This is a genomic window from Mycobacterium sp. SMC-15, from assembly GCF_045310925.1.
Lineage (GTDB): Bacteria > Actinomycetota > Actinomycetes > Mycobacteriales > Mycobacteriaceae > Mycobacterium.
On record NZ_JBJIAJ010000005.1, the window covers coordinates 33,009 to 48,170 of the forward strand.

Below are 15,162 nucleotides of genomic sequence, written 5' to 3' on the forward strand. Positions count from 1 at the left end.
CGACGAACCACGGGCTCACCGTCGATGGTCAGGGCCCGCAGCTCCGCGCTGTTCTCGGCGATGGTGGTCGGCACACGCAGGCCGCACAAAAACGCCCCCGGCCCATCAGGACCGGGGGCGTTTCGTGCGAACTATCTAGTGGGCGTGCCCGTGATGGCCGTGGCCGGCGTGCGCGTCGACCTCGACGGGCTTGTCGACCACAGCGGTCTCGGTGGTCAGCACCATCCGCGCCACCGACGCGGCGTTGAGCACCGCTGAGCGGGTCACCTTCACCGGGTCGATGACACCATCGGCGGCCAGGTCGCCGTAGGACAGCGTTGCGGCGTTGAAGCCCTGCCCGGCCGCCAGCTCGGAGACCTTGCTGGTCACCACGGCACCGTCGACGCCGGCGTTGGTGGCGATCCAGTACAGCGGCGCGCTCAGCGCGGCGGCGAACACCTCCGCGCCGGTCGCCTCGTCGCCGGTCAGCGCCAGCCCCGCCAACGCCGCGCGGGCCTGTACCAGCGCCACACCGCCGCCGGTGACGATGCCCTCCTCCACCGCAGCCTTGGCCGCCGCCACCGCGTCTTCGACCCGGTGCTTGCGCTCCTTGAGTGCGGTCTCGGTGGCTGCGCCGACCTTGATCACGGCCACGCCGCCGGCCAGCTTGGCCAGCCGCTCCTCGAGCTTTTCGCGGTCCCAGTCGGAGTCGGTCGCCTCGATCTCGGCACGCAGCTGCTTGACCCGCCCCGCGATGGCCTCGGCGGTGCCGGCGCCGTCGACGATCACGGTGTCGTCCTTGCTGACCACCACCCGGCGAGCCGTGCCCAGCACGTCCAGGCCGGCCTCCCGCAGCGTCAAGCCCACATCGGGGTTGACCACCTGAGCGCCGGTGACAATCGCGAGGTCCTCCAGGAACGCCTTGCGGCGGTCACCGAAGTAGGGCGCCTTGACGGCAACGGCCTTGAGCGTCTTGCGGATTGCGTTGACCACCAGGGTCGACAGCGGCTCGCCCTCGACGTCCTCGGCGATGATCAGCAGCGGCTTGTTCGCCTCAACGACCTTCTCCAGCAGCGGCAGCAGGTCCGGCAGCGAGCTGATCTTGTCGCGGTGCAACAAAATCAGGGCGTCTTCGAGGACGGCTTCCTGCGAGTCGAAGTCGGTGACGAAGTACGCCGACAGGAAACCCTTGTCGAAGCCCACACCGTCGGTGATCTCCAGCTCGGTGGACAGGGTCGAGGACTCCTCCACGCTGACCACGCCGTCGGTCCCGACCTTGGTCATCGCCTCACCGACCAGCTCACCGATCTCCTCGTCGCGCGAGGACACGTTGGCCACCTGGGCGATCGATTCCTTGCCGGAGACCGGGATGGCCGCGGCCAGCAGCGCTTCGGACACGGCGTCGGCGGCCTTGGCGATGCCGGCGCCCAGCGCGATCGGGTTGGCGCCGGCCGCAACGTTGCGCAGCCCGCCGGAGATGATGGCCTGGGCCAGCACGGTGGCGGTGGTGGTGCCGTCGCCGGCCACGTCGTTGGTCTTGGTGGCCACCGACTTCACCAACTGGGCGCCGAGGTTCTCGAACGGGTCTTCCAGGTCCACGTCGCGGGCCACGGTGACGCCGTCCATGGTCACCGTCGGGCCGCCGAAGGACTTGGCCAGCACCACCGTCCGGCCGCGCGGGCCCAGGGTCACCCGGACTGCGTCGGCGAGCTTGTTCACGCCGGCTTCCAACGCCCGGCGCGCGGCCTCGTTGAACTCAATCTGCTTGCTCATAGCTGTTTAAGCCCTTTTCTCTACGCGTGCCGCCCCGGACATCACCCGTATTACGGGGATCTCCGGGGCGGGCACGGTGGTTGCTTTGTGGCTACTTGCCGACGATGGCCAGCACGTCGCGCGCGGACAGGATCAGGTACTCCTGGCCGCCGTACTTGATCTCGGTGCCGCCGTACTTGCTGTACACGACGACGTCACCCTCGGCGACGTCCAGCGGGATCCGCTTGCTGCCGCTCTCGTCCCACCGGCCGGGGCCGATGGCAACGACAGTGCCTTCCTGCGGCTTCTCCTTGGCAGTGTCCGGAATGACCAGACCAGAAGCGGTCGTGGTCTCGGCCTCGTTGGCCTGAACGAGGATCTTGTCCTCGAGTGGCTTGATGTTCACGCTCGCCACGATTGGAGCCCTCCACATTGTCTGGATGCGACCCGGCCGATGCCGAGCCCATCGGAACGTACTTACTTAAGGTGTTCGGCATTCGTACGAGCCCTCGCGTCGTCGTCGCGGGTGCCGAGCGAGAATCCGACCGACTGCCACCTAGCACTCTATACATGAGAGTGCTAGCACTCAAGGTGACCCCGCTGCGAATCGGTCAGGAGATCTGGCCCTGCACCACCGGCAGGCCCGGGTTGGTGGCCACGTCCAGGGGCGACGGCGCCGCCCCGGCGGCGATCAGGTGTGCCGCGAACGACGCGATCATCGCCCCGTTGTCGGTGCACAACCGCAGCGGCGGGATGCGCAGCGTTAAGCCTGCTGCCGCACAGCGTTGTTCGGCGAGTTCACGCAACCGGGAGTTGGCGGCCACCCCGCCGGCGATCAGCAGGGTGCTGACCCCCAGATCAGTGGCCGCGCGCACCGCCTTAGCGGTCAGCACGTCGGCGACCGATTCTTGGAACCCGGCCGCCACGTCGGCTGGGACGAAGTCCGGGTTGCGCTCCACATAGCGGGCCACCGCGGTCTTCAGGCCCGAGAAGCTGAACACGTACGGGTCGTCGCGCGGGCCGGTCATCCCGCGCGGGAACACCACCGCACTGCGGTCGCCGGTGCGGGCCAGCTCATCGAGCACCCGCCCACCCGGATAGCCCAGCCCGAGCAGCCGGGCCACTTTGTCGTAGGCCTCCCCCGCCGCGTCGTCGACGGTGCTGCCGAGTTCGACGATCGGCTCCCCCAGCGACCGCACATGCAGCAGGTGGGTGTGGCCGCCGGAGACCAGCAGTCCCACGCACTCCGGCAGCGGGCCATGGGCATAGACGTCGGCGGCCAGGTGCCCGCCCAGGTGGTTGACGGCGTAGAACGGCACTCCCCAGGCCGCCGCGTAGGCCTTGGCCGCGGCCGCACCCACCAGCAGCGCCCCGGCCAGGCCCGGCCCGATGGTGGCTGCGACTGCGTCCGGACGGCGGTCCCCTCCCAACCCCGCCGTTGCCAACGCCCGGCGCATGGTGGGGCCCAACGCCTCCAGGTGCGCCCGGGACGCGATCTCGGGCACCACCCCGCCGAACCGGGTGTGCTCCTCCACGCTGGAGGCCACCTCGTCGGCCAGCAGCGTCAGGGTGCCGTCGGATTCCAGGCGGGTGATGCCGACACCTGTTTCGTCGCAAGAGGATTCAATGGCCAGGACTACTGTCAAGATCGGGCCCCCCGCCGCATGGTGTAGGCGTCGGCGCCATTGCGGTAGTAGCGCTTACGAAGTCCGGTCTCGACGAAACCGACGTCGCGGTAGAGCGCGATCGCCGCGGCGTTGTCGGTGCGGACCTCTAGGTACACGACGCCGCCGTCGGCGTACTCCAGCAGGTCGGTGAGCAGTCGCCGCCCGATGCCGCGCCCCTGGTGTGCCTTGTCCACCCCGATGGTGTGCACCTCGTATTCGAACGGCGCGGTGCGCCCGAGCCGCGCGATTCCGCCGTAGCCCACCACGGCGTCGCCGATCCGGGCGGCGACGTAGTGGTTGTCACGAGCATCGATCGCCCGGCTGAACGCCTCGGCCGGCCACGGGTCGTCGCCACCGAACAGTTGGGCTTCCAGTTCGGCGCAGCGCAGCGCGTCGCTGTGAACCAGCGCGCCCAGCGTCACCGGCGCAGCGACGGTCGCTGGGGGCTTGGCGTCGGGGCGACGCAGGTACAGCGGTACCAGCGATTCCGGCGCCTCATTCCAATCCCGCACTGCGGCAACCAGTCCCGCAGGAGTCGGATATGTGACGTCAAGGATCGGCAGGCCGAACAGCTCGGTGTGCGCAGGCGAGCCGGCCAGCGCGACGGCATCGGCGGGGTCGACGGCGGCCGGGGCACACACTGCCGGGCCCGCCACCCGGGCCCCGTCGCGATAGCGCGCCCAGTAGACCTCTCGACGGCGAGCATCGGTGACCACCAGGGTCGGTCCGGAAGTGCGCACGCCCATCGCGTCCAGGCTGCACACGCCGTACACCGGGATGCCCAGGGCGTGGCCATAGGCCGCGGCGCTGGCCATCCCGACCCGCAGGCCGGTGAACGGTCCCGGTCCGCAACCCACTACGACCGCGGCCAGATCGGCCATGGTCAGGCCTGCATCGGCCAGTGCGCCCAGCACATTGGGGGTCAGCCGTTCGGCGTGCGCGCGGGCGTCGGGGGTGACCCGCTCGGCCAGCACGGTGCGGCGGTCGGCGGCCACCACGCCGGCGGTGACGGCGGGGGTGGCGGTGTCGATGGTGAGAATCGCTCCGGTCACGGCGCGTGCCACCGCCAGGTCGCGGTGCGTGTCTCGCAGTCCGCCGCGCGGTCCAGCCGAATGTCCAGGTGCCGGTCGGAGAGCCGCTCGGCCAGGCCTTCACCCCACTCCACCACGACGACGGCGTCGTCGAGTTCGGTGTCAAGGTCCAAAGAGTCCAGCTCGGCCAGCAGGTCCAGGCCCGACTCATCGAGCAGCCGGTAAAGGTCGACGTGAATCATCGCCGGGCTGCCCGGCCGGCGGGCCCGATGTTCGCGGGCCAGCACGTACGTCGGGGAGGTGACCGGACCATCGACATCGAGTGCCGCGGCGATCCCCTTGGCCAACACGGTTTTTCCAGCACCCAGCGGACCGGACAGCACCACCACATCGCCGGCTCGTAGCTGTTCGCCCAGCCGGGCTCCCAGCGCGACGGTGTCCTCGGCGGTGGACAGGGTCGCCTCCTGCGGATCAGCCACTGCGCCCGGCCTTTCGGCGCAACCGGTGCGTCAGCATGCCACGGCGCGGAGTGGCGCGCTCCACCAGTCGCACCAGCGCCTCGTCGATGACATCGGGTTCCTCCAACTGCACCAGATGCCCGGCCCCGGGCACGATCACCAGCTCACAATCCCACAACGTGGCCGCCATCGCCCGCGAGTACCCCGGTGGGGTGAGCAGGTCCTGGTCGCCACAGGCGACCAGGGTAGGGATCTTGGCCAGCGTCGGCAGCGCGGCACTCTCGTCGTGGACTTCCAGGGCGTGCAGGAAGCCCACCATGGTGGCGACCGGGGTGGAGTGCATCATCTCCTCGGAGTAGGCCACCACACTCGGGCTGATCTGGTCGGTGCCGTAGGAGGCGGCCCGCAGAATCGGTGCGATCACCCCGCGCGCCGCGCCGCGGCCCCGGTGCACCAGTTTCGGCGCGTACCGCACACTGAACTGCACGGCTTCCAGCGCCGGGTTGCGCAGGATCTGCCCCAGCGGAGACCGCGAAACCCCTTTGGCGGCCGACGATATCAACGCCGTACCGACAATCCGGTTGCCGTAGCGCTGGGGAAACTGCCGTGCGTGCGCCAACACCGTCATGCCGCCCATCGAATGGCCTACCAGGACGATCGGTCCGCGCGGCACGGCCGCCCGCAGCACCGCCTCCAGATCCTGGCCGAGCCGCGGCACGGTGTAGGTGCCCGGTGGGGCAACGCTGGAATCCCCGTGCCCGCGCTGGTCGTAGAAGACCATGCGCACCTGATCGCCCCACTCCGCTGCCAGCCGCGCCCGCTGAAAATGGAACGAGCCCATCCGCAGACAGAATCCGTGCGCGAACACCACGGTCAGCGGTGCATTGCGCGGACCCACGTCGCGCACCGCCAGTTCCACGCCGTCGTCGGTGACCACCACCGAGCTGTGGTCGTGGTCGAGAATCTCGAAATCCTCATCGGCGTAAGCGTCTTCGGCGGTGGTGCGTCGCGTCACCGACCGGGCGATGGTGCTTCCGGCGATGGTGCCGACGGCCGCCAGACCGGCCACCCCCGCCAGCCAGCCGCCGGCCCGCCGCGACCCGCGCCGATTACCCGCCATCGGCGCCCCGATAAGTCCTGGCGACCCGCCCGCGCGGGCTGTTGACCACCTCATAGTGGATGGTGCCCAACACGTCGGCCCAGTCCTGGGCCAGCGGTTCGCCGTCCGCTCCGGACCCGAACACGATGACCTCGTCACCCTCGGTGACGTCGACGGGGCCGGGACCCAGATCGACGACAAACTGGTCCATGCAGACGCGCCCGACGCTGCGCCGACGTCGGCCGTTGATCAACACGTCGAACCGTCCGCTCAGCGGTCGGAACACCCCGTCGGCGTAGCCCATCGGCACCAGTGCCACGGTGGTGTCGACCGGGGCGACCCAGGTGTGCCCGTAAGAGACGGCCTCGCCGGCTTTGATCGGACGAACCAACACCACAAGCGATTTCAGCGTCATCGCCGGAATCAGGCCCATGTCGCCGCGCTCGGGGATGGGGCTCAGGCCGTACATGGCTATTCCCGGCCGAACCATGTCGTAGGCCAGGTCGGGGCGGGTCATCGCCCCTGCCGAGTTGGCCAGGTGCGCGACCGGGAACTCCAGGCCCTGCGCGCGCGCCACAGTCAGCAGGTCGGAAAAGCGTTGCGCCTGAACATCGTTGACCGGGTTGTCAGTCTCGTCGGCGCAGGCCAGATGCGACATCAGGCCACGCACCCGGATCGCGTCGTCGGCGACGGCCCGCTGCAGCGCGGTCACCAGTGCCGGGAAGTCGGCGCCGCCCACCCCGTTGCGGTTCATGCCGGTGTCGGCCTTGACCGTGACGGTCGCGGTGCGCCCGGTGCGCTCCACCGCATCGAGCAACTCGTTCAGCTGCGCCACTGAAGAGACCGCGATCTGTACGTCGGCGGCCAGGGCGGGAGCGAAGTCGGCGTGCGGCCCGTGCAGCCATGCCAGCACCGGTGCGGTGATGTCGGCCGCTCGCAACGTCAGCGCCTCGTCGACGGTGGCCACCCCGAGTTCGACCGCACCGGCACCCAGCGCGGCGCGGGCCACCGGGACGGCGCCGTGGCCGTAACCATCGGCCTTGACCACAGCCATCACCCCGGCGGCGCCGGCGTGTTCGTCCAGCACCCGCACGTTGTGGGCAATGGCGTCCAGGTCCACCAGCGCCTGCGCCAGCAGGCCGGACGTTCGGGATACGGCAGTCATGTCAGGTTCGATTGTCCCAGAACCTCCCAAACCGGCCCGTCGGATCGCCGAGTGTGCGGTTTGATCGGCCTCAAAGCCGTTTTGCGACCGAGAACACACACTCGGCCGCAGCGCTCGCCTGATCAGTGCGAAAAGTGCTGCTGATCGTCGTAATGGCCCGCGGGCTTGACCCGGTCCAGCGCGGTCACCGATTTCATGATGTCGTCGAAAAGCGCGCGGGCGAGATCCGCCGACAGCCCCTCGCGGACCACAACGCGCAGCACCGCGACGTCCTCGGCGCCCTCCGGCATGGTGTAGGCCGGCACCTGCCAGCCGTAGGTGCGCAACTCGTGGGACACGTCGAACTCGGTGTAGCCGCGCTCGCCGGCCAGCCGGCAGCTCACCACCGGGATCGCCGAACCGTCGCTGATCACCTCGAAGTGCTCAGAAGCGGCCAACTGGTGGCTCAGCCAGCGGGCGGTGTCGGACAGGGTCCGCATCACCTCGGTGTAGCCGGCGCGGCCCAGCCGCAGGAAATTGTAGTACTGGCCGACGACCTGGTTGCCCGGCCGGGAGAAGTTCAGCGTGAATGTCGGCATGTCGCCGCCCAGGTAGTTGACCCGGAACACCAGCTCCTCGGGCAGGTAGTCGGCGCTGCGCCACACCACGAAGCCGATGCCCGGATAGGTCAGGCCGTACTTGTGGCCGCTGACGTTGATCGAGACGACCCGCGGCAACCGGAAATCCCACTTGAGGCCCGGGTGCAGGAAGGGCACCACGAATCCGCCGCTGGCGGCGTCCACGTGCACCGGCACGTCCGGCCCGCTGCCGGCGGCGAGGGTGTCCAGTGCCGCACAGATCTGCTCGACGGGTTCGAGTTCCCCGGTGTAGGTGGTGCCCAGGATGCCCACCACGCCGATGGTGTTCTCGTCGACGGCGTCGATCACCTGTTCGGGGGTGATCACGTAGCGGTCCTGGCCCATCGGCAGGTAGCGGGGTTCGACGTCGAAGTAGCGGCAGAACTTCTCCCACACCACCTGGACGTTGGAGCCCATCACCAGGTTCGGAGTGCGACCCTTCCAGTCGTCACCGACCTGCTGGCGCCAGCGCCACTTCATCGCCAGCCCGCCCAGCATCACCGCCTCGCTGGACCCGACGGTGGACACCCCGATCGCGCTGGCGGGGTCGTCGTCGCGCAGGTTCTCGGCGTGGAACAGGTCGGCGACCATGGACACGCAGCGCTGCTCAATGGCCGCGGTGGCCGGGTATTCGTCCTTGTCGATCATGTTCTTGTCGAACGACTCCGCCATCAGCGCCGACGCTTCGGGGTCCATCCAGGTGGTGACGAAGGTGGCCAGATTCAGCCGAGAGCTGCCGTCGAGCATCAGCTCGTCGTGGATGAAGCGGTAGGCGGTCTGCGGGTCCATCGGGTCGTCGGGCAACCGCAGCGCCGGGACCGGCGAGGTAAACATCCGGCCGGTGTAGGCCGGAGCGATGGCATGCGCCGGCACGGACGGGTGGGAATGGGTCACTGCGACTCTCCTCTATAGCTGGGCCAGGGCGGTGCGGATGTGGGTCAGGATGCGCGAGGCCGACGTCGGGGTGTCGCCGGGGCCGGGGTCGGCGGCCGAGGCTGCGGCGGCGCGGGTGTGCACGAATGCGGCGGCGGCAGCGGCCTGGGCGGTGGGCAGGCCCGATGCCAACAGCGCGCCGATCATCCCGGACAGCACGTCGCCGGAGCCCGCGGTGGCCGCCCATGACCCGCCGGACGGGTTGAGATAGACCGGGCCGGCGGGGTCGGCGATGACGGTGACGTTGCCCTTGAGCAGCACGGTGGCCCCGAAGCGGTCGGCCAGCTCGCGGGCCGCACCGACCCGGTCGGGTCCGGGTGGGTGCCCGGCCAACCGGGCGTATTCGCCGGCATGCGGTGTCAGCACCGTTGGGGCGTTGCGCTCGGCCACCAGGGCTGGGTGGGCGGCCAGGATGGTGAGCGCATCGGCGTCGACGATCACCGGCAGATCGGCGCCAAGCGCGAACCACAGTGCGGCGGCGGCCTGTTCCCCGGTGCCCAGACCGGGACCGACCGCCCAGGCCTGCACCTTCCCGGCGGCGGCCGGACTGGGTGCGGCGACCACTTCCGGCCAGTGCGAAACCACTTGGGCGTCAGCGCTTCCGGCGTAGCGCACCATCCCGGAGGTGGCGGCCACCGCCGCCCCGGCGCACAGGATCGCCGCGCCCGGGTAGGTCGCCGAGCCGGCCAGGATTCCGGTGACGCCCTGGGTATATTTGTCGTCGCGGGGACCGGGCGCCGGCCAGCAGGACTCGACGTCGGCGGCGGTCAATGACCGAATGTCGGTGTCCGGCAGGTCCAGACCGATCTCGACGAGCTCGACCCGCCCGCACTGCCCCAGCGCGTGCACCGGCTTGAGGCCACCGAAGGTGACCGTGAGAGCGGCGTGCACCGCGGGCCCGTCCGCCGCGCCGGTGTGCGGGTCCAAGCCGCTGGGGATATCGACGGCCACCACCGAGATGCCTCGCGCATCGACGTCGGCGAAGATCTCGGCGGCGTGCGGCCGCAGCGGGCCGCGCCCGGAGATGCCGACCACACCGTCGATCACCAGATCCGTTGCGGGCGGCACGGTGTCGACGATCCGGCCACCGGCACGTCTGAACGCCGCGAGACCTTTGGCGTGGGCCCGCTCGGGGTCGAGCAGGATGGCGCTGGCCGCCACGCCGCGTCGGCGCAGCAGGGTGGCCGCCCACAGCGCATCGCCGCCGTTGTCGCCGGAACCCACCACCGCGCACAGGTTGCGTCCGGCTATCCCGCCGGTGCGCGCGGCCAGTTCCCCAGCGATCGCGGTCGCCAGCCCGAACGCCGCCCGGCGCATCAGCACCCCGTCGGGCAGGCTCGCCAACAGCGGTGCTTCGGCGGCGCGAATGACCTCGACGCTGTAGTAATGCCGCACTTGCCCTCCTCGCCCTGCTCGCGATTGTCAGGCTAGTGGCCGCCGGCGGTACTCGGGTGATGTCGCAGCGGATGGTGGGGATGGGTCAGCGGGTAGCAGCACAACCCGATCACCAGCGCGGCGGCGTGGCCGATCGCGGTGAAGTCGGGATTGATGAGCAGCGGCACCGTGAAGATGACGACCAGGCCGGCCAGGTAAACCCAGCGCCAGGGCCGACGGATCCGGTAGGTGAGCACCGCCATCACCCCGACCAGGAAGTAGCTGACGCCGATGTCGCGGGCGTAAGTCAGGCGCTCCGATTCCCGGTGCAGGTGGATCAGCGCATACAGCGCACCCTCGCTGACATAGGTGGCACCGACGTGGGAGATCAATCCGACCATCAGCCAACGCAGGTGGCCCAGCCAGTGTTCGGCCGGCGCCAGGAACAGGGTGAAAAGCACCAGATACGGTGACCAGTCCTTACCGTCGATCCACAGCAGGCTGGAGACCAGCACCTCCAGCGGGTCGGTGGCCAGATGGTGCAGGTTGGTGGATTGCTCGACGAGCATGGTGTGCAGCCGCCGGCCGACCAGGTGCTGGATGACGGTGGTGACTCCCAGCACCGCCAGCCACAGGTAGGTCAGCGGCGCGGTGTGCACGAAGTGCCACACCGCCGCCAGGCGCGTTCTGACGTCCGCCACGGCGTACAGCGTCGCATGGTTGATGCAGACACGGACAGACCGACCGCTGATAACCTCGGTGATAATCGGGCCATCCGCCTGCGATCGGCCCCAGGGGATGTGGGGGCACCTCATGAGCGAACCGCATGGTCCGACGCCCAATCCGTATTACCAGTCCCCTTTCGCGCCCATGAACCAGCCCATCCCGCCGGTTGGCGGCGGACCGTTCCCGCCGCCGCTGCTGCCGCCTGGGCTCGGCGGTCCGCCCCCGGGATCACGCGGGCCCAACCGCCGCAAGATGTGGACGCTGCTGGCCACGGTCTGCGTACTCGCGGTGATCGGCGTCGTGCTCACCGTGACGCTGTCCGGGCGTGGTCAGCACGACACGGCCAAACCCGCTGCAAAGACCGGGACCTCGGCAACGGCGTCGGCGTCCTCTGACAAGACACCGGTACCCGTCTCGAAGATCGACGGGTTGTTGCCCCGCCAGGAAGCCCTCGCCGCGGCGGTGGCTGATCCCGAACTCGGGGTCGTGATGAGCGGTGAGGCCATGGATGAGGTCACCGTGGTGGACGCGGACTGCCAGGGCATCAGTTCGGTCGCCTCGGGCCCCGTCTACGCCGGAACCGGTTGGACCGCGATCCGCTGGCAGCGCTGGTACAGCCCGCCCGACATCGATACCCACGACCTGAAGCACGGTCTGCTGGTGTCGGTGGCGACCTTTCCTCGGGCGGAGAACGCGCAGGCGTTCTACACCAAGCAGAGCGACAAGTGGAAAAGGTGCGCCGGCCGCACCCTGAACATGACCGTGACCAGTGGCGACAACGAGCCGCGCGTTTTCTGGACCGTCACCGAGGTCACCGAGTCCGATGAGCTCGTCAAGACGACCGCGATCAGTGAGGGCGGCGGTGGATGGTCATGCCAGGACGCCCTGACCATCCGTAACAACGTCGTCGCGCAGGCCGATGTCTGCGGTAACAGTATCCCGGCCAATGCGGCGCAGGACATCCTCAACGACATCACCCGGAAGGTCGACGCGGCCGGGTGAGCTGACCGAGCGGGCTCCCGAACACCGCCCGCCACGCAATTCCTTGATCAGCCCCTGCGCCTCGCGTATCGTCCGATTCAATTTCGCGTCGCACAGTAGCGAATAGAGGGAGAGGGCCGAGCCGTTGCGCAACCGCTACGCCGGGGAACCGTTCACCACCGCCGATGCTGAGATCGCGGCGGCCTTGGAGCAGGTCTCCATCCCCACGTTGTTGCTGTCGTGCGTGCACATCACCGGCGACCCCCGCTTCATCCGGGACTTCAGGCAGAACGGGATCTTCCTCAACGAGATCCAGGGGTTCATGTCCGAAGAGGACAAGGCCCGGGCCCGCGCCGAAGCGCTGCCGGTGATCGTCGACTATCGCGATCGCGGCTGCCCGCAGCCCGCTCCCCTGCCTGCCGAGCTGGTCAAGGAGATGATGGACTGGGCGGCCTGCGAGACCGTGCCGGATGCCTACCTGGGGCTGCTCTCCGAAGAACTCGACCTCGACGGGGTCGACCCGCGCAGTCCAGCGCCGGTGGAACGCGCGGCGGAGCTGTCGGTGGTGGTGATCGGCTGTGGCGAATCGGGCGTGTTGGCCGGAATTCGGCTGGCCCAGGCCGGTATTCCCTTCACGATCATCGAGAAGAACGAGGGCCCGGGCGGAACGTGGTGGGAGAACGACTACCCGGGCGCTCGGGTGGATGTCGCGAACCACTTCTACTGCTACAGCTTCGAACCCAACAACGACTGGGGTCACTATTTCGCCGAACAACCCGAGCTGCGGGCATACTTCAGCGATCTGGTCACCAAACACGGCCTGACTGAACATATTCGGTGGGGTACCGAGGTCACCGATGCCGTCTGGAACGAGGGCAACGGAACCTGGACGCTGACCACCCGCACCGCCGACGGCGCAGGGTCCACGCTGTCGGCGCGCGCGGTGATCACCGCTGTCGGTCAGCTCAATCGGCCGAATCTGCCCGACCTCGACGGCGCGGACAGTTTCGCCGGGCCGTCGTTTCACTCTGCGGCGTGGGATCACAGTGTCGACCTGACCGGTAAGCGGGTCGCGCTGATCGGGGCGGGTGCCAGTGGATTTCAGATCGCACCGGCGATTGCGGAGAAAGTGGCTCACCTGACGGTGTTTCAGCGCACCGCACAGTGGATGTTCCCCAACCCGATGTATCACGACGCCGTCGACGGCGGGGTGCGCTGGGCGTTGGAGCACCTGCCGTTCTACGGCCGCTGGTACCGCTTCCTGCTGCTGTGGCCCGGTGCCGACAAGGGCCTGGAGGCCGCCCGAGTAGATCCGGACTATCCCGACCAGGACTACGCGGTGAGCGAGATCAACGCCCTGGCCCGGCAGATGTTCACCGGCTGGATCACCGATCAGGTGGGCGACGACGACGAGCTGCTGGCCAAGGTGCTGCCGGACTATCCGGCGACCGGCAAGCGCACCCTGCAGGACAACGGCACCTGGCTCAAAACCCTGCGGCGCGACAACGTCGAACTGGACCGCACCGCCATTCGGCGAATCACCCCGCAGGGCGTGGAGACCGACGACGGCGTCCACCACGAGGTGGATGTGATCGTGTACGCCACCGGTTTTCGGCACACCGATGTGTTGTGGCCGATGCGCATCACCGGCCGCGACGGCACCGATCTACACGCGCTGTGGGGCAGCAAGCCGTACGCGTATCTGGGCATCACTGTGCCCGGCTTCCCGAACTTCTTTGTGCTCTACGGCCCCGGCGCGCATCTGGCACACGGCGGCAGCCTGATCTTCAACTCCGAGTTGGAGATGCGCTACATCGACGCCTGCCTGGCCAAGCTCGCCGATGAACAGCTGCACTCGATCGAGCCGACCGTGCGGGCGGCCACCGAGTGGCATCAGGCCACCCAGGCCGCGATCACCAAGACGGTGTGGGCGCATCCGGCGGTCAAGCATTCCTATTTCAAGAACGCCGACGGCGAGATCCATACCGTGAGCCCGTGGCGGCTCGACGAGTACTGGTCGGCGGTGCGTGAACCGGATTGGTCGCAGTTCGTCATCGCAAAGGAGCGCTGAATTGAGCGGAGTTGTCGTCACCGGGGCAGCATCGGGAATCGGCCGGGCCTGCGCCCAGGCCCTGGTTGCCGACGGCCGCCGGGTTGCGTTGTGGGACATAGCCCCAACGGTTCTGGACGTGGCCGAGAGTTTGGGAATGCCCGGCACGGTGGTCGACGTCTGCGACGACGCCGGGATGCCCGCCGCGGTCGCGGCAGCGGCTGAGGCGCTGGACGGAATCGACGGGCTGGTGCATGCCGCGGGCCGGGTGCTGCCCGAACCGGTGGGCGCCTACACCGGCGAATCCTGGGACGCCGTGATGAGCGTCAACCTGCGCGCCCAGGCGATGCTGGTGCAGTTGATGCTGCCGCACCTGGAGTCCGTCGCCCGAGCAGGCGGCGACCCAGCGGTGGTCGGCATCTCGAGCATCGAGGGGCTGACCGCCAACCCGTTCATCCCGGCCTACTGCGCCTCCAAGGCCGGACTGCTGGGGCTGACCAGGTCGATGGCCGCCCAACTGGGTCCGGCCGGAATCCGTATCAACGCGGTCTGTCCTGGCTTCATCGAGACACCGATGCTGCAGATCGCGCTCGACGTCGAAGAAGTCGCGGCCGGCTTTGTGGCCGCCGCGCCGCTGGGGCGGATCGGTCAACCGGGCGAGGTCGCCCAGGCGGTGGCGTTCCTGATGTCGCCCCGGGCGTCGTTCATCACCGGGACCCAGATCGTCGTCGACGGTGGAGTCACCGCCCGGCATCCGTGAGGTTTAGAAGACCCAGCTCTGCGGTGCGGCAATGACGAAGCCGTGGGCGGCCACCGGACTCACCGCACCGGGCACCTGTGGCTCCTTGAGCACACAGACCAAGTCGGTGGACGGCGGAACCCCGCAGACCATGGACTGGGCGGGTGAGAAGTCCCAGAACACGATCTTGTGGCCCACCGGAAGCTTTGCGGCCGGCGGGCTTCCGGCGAGCAGCGCGTCCGGCGGAGCAGGCAAGAAACGCGCCGGGATGCTTTCCTTCCCGTAGATCCCGGGCAGCTGTACCGAGCCGGCGTCGCGCGGCGCCCCCGGAATGTCGCCCGCGCAGTTGACCTCATGGGTGATCCTGCCCTGCCGCATCCTGCAGACCAGCCCGGATTCGGTGGCGAAGACGACGTTCGGAGCCTGCTGCAGATCGCTGACCGAACCGGGCAGCGGCCCGCTGTCATCGATCAGGGAGTCCACGTCGGGGAAACCCGGGGCCGCCACGGCGTTCGGCACCGTCATCAGCAGGACAGCCGAGCTGACCGCCACTGCCAGTGCTCGCCGCACCACCCGAAGCCTCCCTGTTCG

At 68.9% G+C, this 15,162-nt stretch carries 14 protein-coding genes and 1 pseudogene; 3 read left to right on the plus strand and 12 right to left on the minus strand.

Annotated elements, in window-relative coordinates; genetic code table 11:
* Window positions 1-135 precede the first annotated feature (135 nt).
* From groL to ACJH71_RS08975, 11 genes and pseudogenes are all read right to left on the minus strand, one after another.
* Window positions 136-1,752, minus strand: a complete 1,617-nt coding sequence (groL, locus tag ACJH71_RS08925) for a chaperonin GroEL (protein ID WP_406757669.1) — start codon at window positions 1,750-1,752, stop codon at window positions 136-138.
* Between the two features lie 91 nt (window positions 1,753-1,843).
* A complete protein-coding gene (groES, locus tag ACJH71_RS08930; RefSeq protein WP_406757670.1) occupies window positions 1,844-2,146 on the minus strand; it encodes a co-chaperone GroES in 303 nt (100 codons plus the stop codon).
* 196 nt (window positions 2,147-2,342) lie between these two features.
* Window positions 2,343-3,377, minus strand: a complete 1,035-nt coding sequence (gene tsaD / locus ACJH71_RS08935; RefSeq protein ID WP_406757671.1) for a tRNA (adenosine(37)-N6)-threonylcarbamoyltransferase complex transferase subunit TsaD — start codon at window positions 3,375-3,377, stop codon at window positions 2,343-2,345.
* Window positions 3,374-3,820, minus strand: a complete 447-nt coding sequence (gene rimI, locus ACJH71_RS08940; protein ID WP_406757921.1) for a ribosomal protein S18-alanine N-acetyltransferase — start codon at window positions 3,818-3,820, stop codon at window positions 3,374-3,376. Before rimI ends, tsaD begins: the two co-directional genes overlap by 4 nt.
* A 15-nt stretch (window positions 3,821-3,835) precedes the next feature.
* Window positions 3,836-4,462 (minus strand): annotated as a pseudogene (gene tsaB / locus ACJH71_RS08945) (tRNA (adenosine(37)-N6)-threonylcarbamoyltransferase complex dimerization subunit type 1 TsaB); the annotation flags it as partial.
* Window positions 4,447-4,908: a tRNA (adenosine(37)-N6)-threonylcarbamoyltransferase complex ATPase subunit type 1 TsaE gene (tsaE, locus tag ACJH71_RS08950; RefSeq protein ID WP_406757672.1), complete on the minus strand. Its 462-nt coding sequence runs from the start codon at window positions 4,906-4,908 to the stop codon at window positions 4,447-4,449. The pseudogene tsaB and the gene tsaE, both read right to left, overlap by 16 nt.
* A complete protein-coding gene (locus ACJH71_RS08955) occupies window positions 4,901-6,007 on the minus strand; it encodes an alpha/beta fold hydrolase (RefSeq protein ID WP_406757673.1) in 1,107 nt (368 codons plus the stop codon). Before ACJH71_RS08955 ends, tsaE begins: the two co-directional genes overlap by 8 nt.
* Window positions 5,997-7,151, minus strand: a complete 1,155-nt coding sequence (gene alr, locus ACJH71_RS08960; RefSeq protein WP_406757674.1) for an alanine racemase — start codon at window positions 7,149-7,151, stop codon at window positions 5,997-5,999. Before alr ends, ACJH71_RS08955 begins: the two co-directional genes overlap by 11 nt.
* Before the next feature lie 122 nt (window positions 7,152-7,273).
* A complete protein-coding gene (locus tag ACJH71_RS08965) occupies window positions 7,274-8,662 on the minus strand; it encodes a glutamate decarboxylase (protein WP_406757675.1) in 1,389 nt (462 codons plus the stop codon).
* A 12-nt stretch (window positions 8,663-8,674) separates the two neighbouring features.
* On the minus strand, window positions 8,675-10,096 hold the full coding sequence (locus tag ACJH71_RS08970; protein WP_406757676.1) for an NAD(P)H-hydrate dehydratase: 1,422 nt from the start codon (window positions 10,094-10,096) through the stop codon (window positions 8,675-8,677).
* Window positions 10,097-10,128: 32 nt separating this feature from the next.
* The gene (locus ACJH71_RS08975; RefSeq protein ID WP_406757677.1) at window positions 10,129-10,776 is read right to left on the minus strand and encodes a rhomboid-like protein; all 648 of its coding nucleotides are present in this window, start codon (window positions 10,774-10,776) and stop codon (window positions 10,129-10,131) included.
* 112 nt (window positions 10,777-10,888) lie between these two features.
* On the opposite strand from ACJH71_RS08975, the gene ACJH71_RS08980 reads away from it, so the two are divergent.
* The 3 genes from ACJH71_RS08980 to ACJH71_RS08990 all read left to right on the plus strand — a co-directional run bounded on the left by ACJH71_RS08980 (window position 10,889) and on the right by ACJH71_RS08990 (window position 14,592).
* Complete coding sequence (locus ACJH71_RS08980) at window positions 10,889-11,803, plus strand: sensor domain-containing protein (RefSeq protein WP_406757678.1); 915 nt, start codon at window positions 10,889-10,891, stop codon at window positions 11,801-11,803.
* Window positions 11,804-11,927: 124 nt separating this feature from the next.
* On the plus strand, window positions 11,928-13,853 hold the full coding sequence (locus ACJH71_RS08985) for a flavin-containing monooxygenase (RefSeq protein WP_406757679.1): 1,926 nt from the start codon (window positions 11,928-11,930) through the stop codon (window positions 13,851-13,853).
* 1 nt (window position 13,854) lies between these two features.
* On the plus strand, window positions 13,855-14,592 hold the full coding sequence (locus ACJH71_RS08990; RefSeq protein ID WP_406757680.1) for an SDR family NAD(P)-dependent oxidoreductase: 738 nt from the start codon (window positions 13,855-13,857) through the stop codon (window positions 14,590-14,592).
* 3 nt (window positions 14,593-14,595) lie between these two features.
* On the opposite strand, the gene ACJH71_RS08995 is transcribed toward ACJH71_RS08990, so the two are convergent.
* Window positions 14,596-15,144, minus strand: a complete 549-nt coding sequence (locus ACJH71_RS08995; RefSeq protein WP_406757681.1) for a hypothetical protein — start codon at window positions 15,142-15,144, stop codon at window positions 14,596-14,598.
* Between the last annotated feature and the right edge of the window lie 18 nt (window positions 15,145-15,162).

Excerpts from the sequence above, each read along its gene's own strand:
- ACJH71_RS08955 (WP_406757673.1), bottom strand. The coding sequence starts at position 6,007 with ATGGCGGGTAATCGGCGCGGGTCGCGGCGGGCCGGCGGCTGGCTGGCG.
- alr (WP_406757674.1), bottom strand. The coding sequence starts at position 7,151 with ATGACTGCCGTATCCCGAACGTCCGGCCTGCTGGCGCAGGCGCTGGTG.
- groL (WP_406757669.1), bottom strand. The coding sequence starts at position 1,752 with ATGAGCAAGCAGATTGAGTTCAACGAGGCCGCGCGCCGGGCGTTGGAA.
- ACJH71_RS08980 (WP_406757678.1), top strand. The coding sequence starts at position 10,889 with ATGAGCGAACCGCATGGTCCGACGCCCAATCCGTATTACCAGTCCCCT.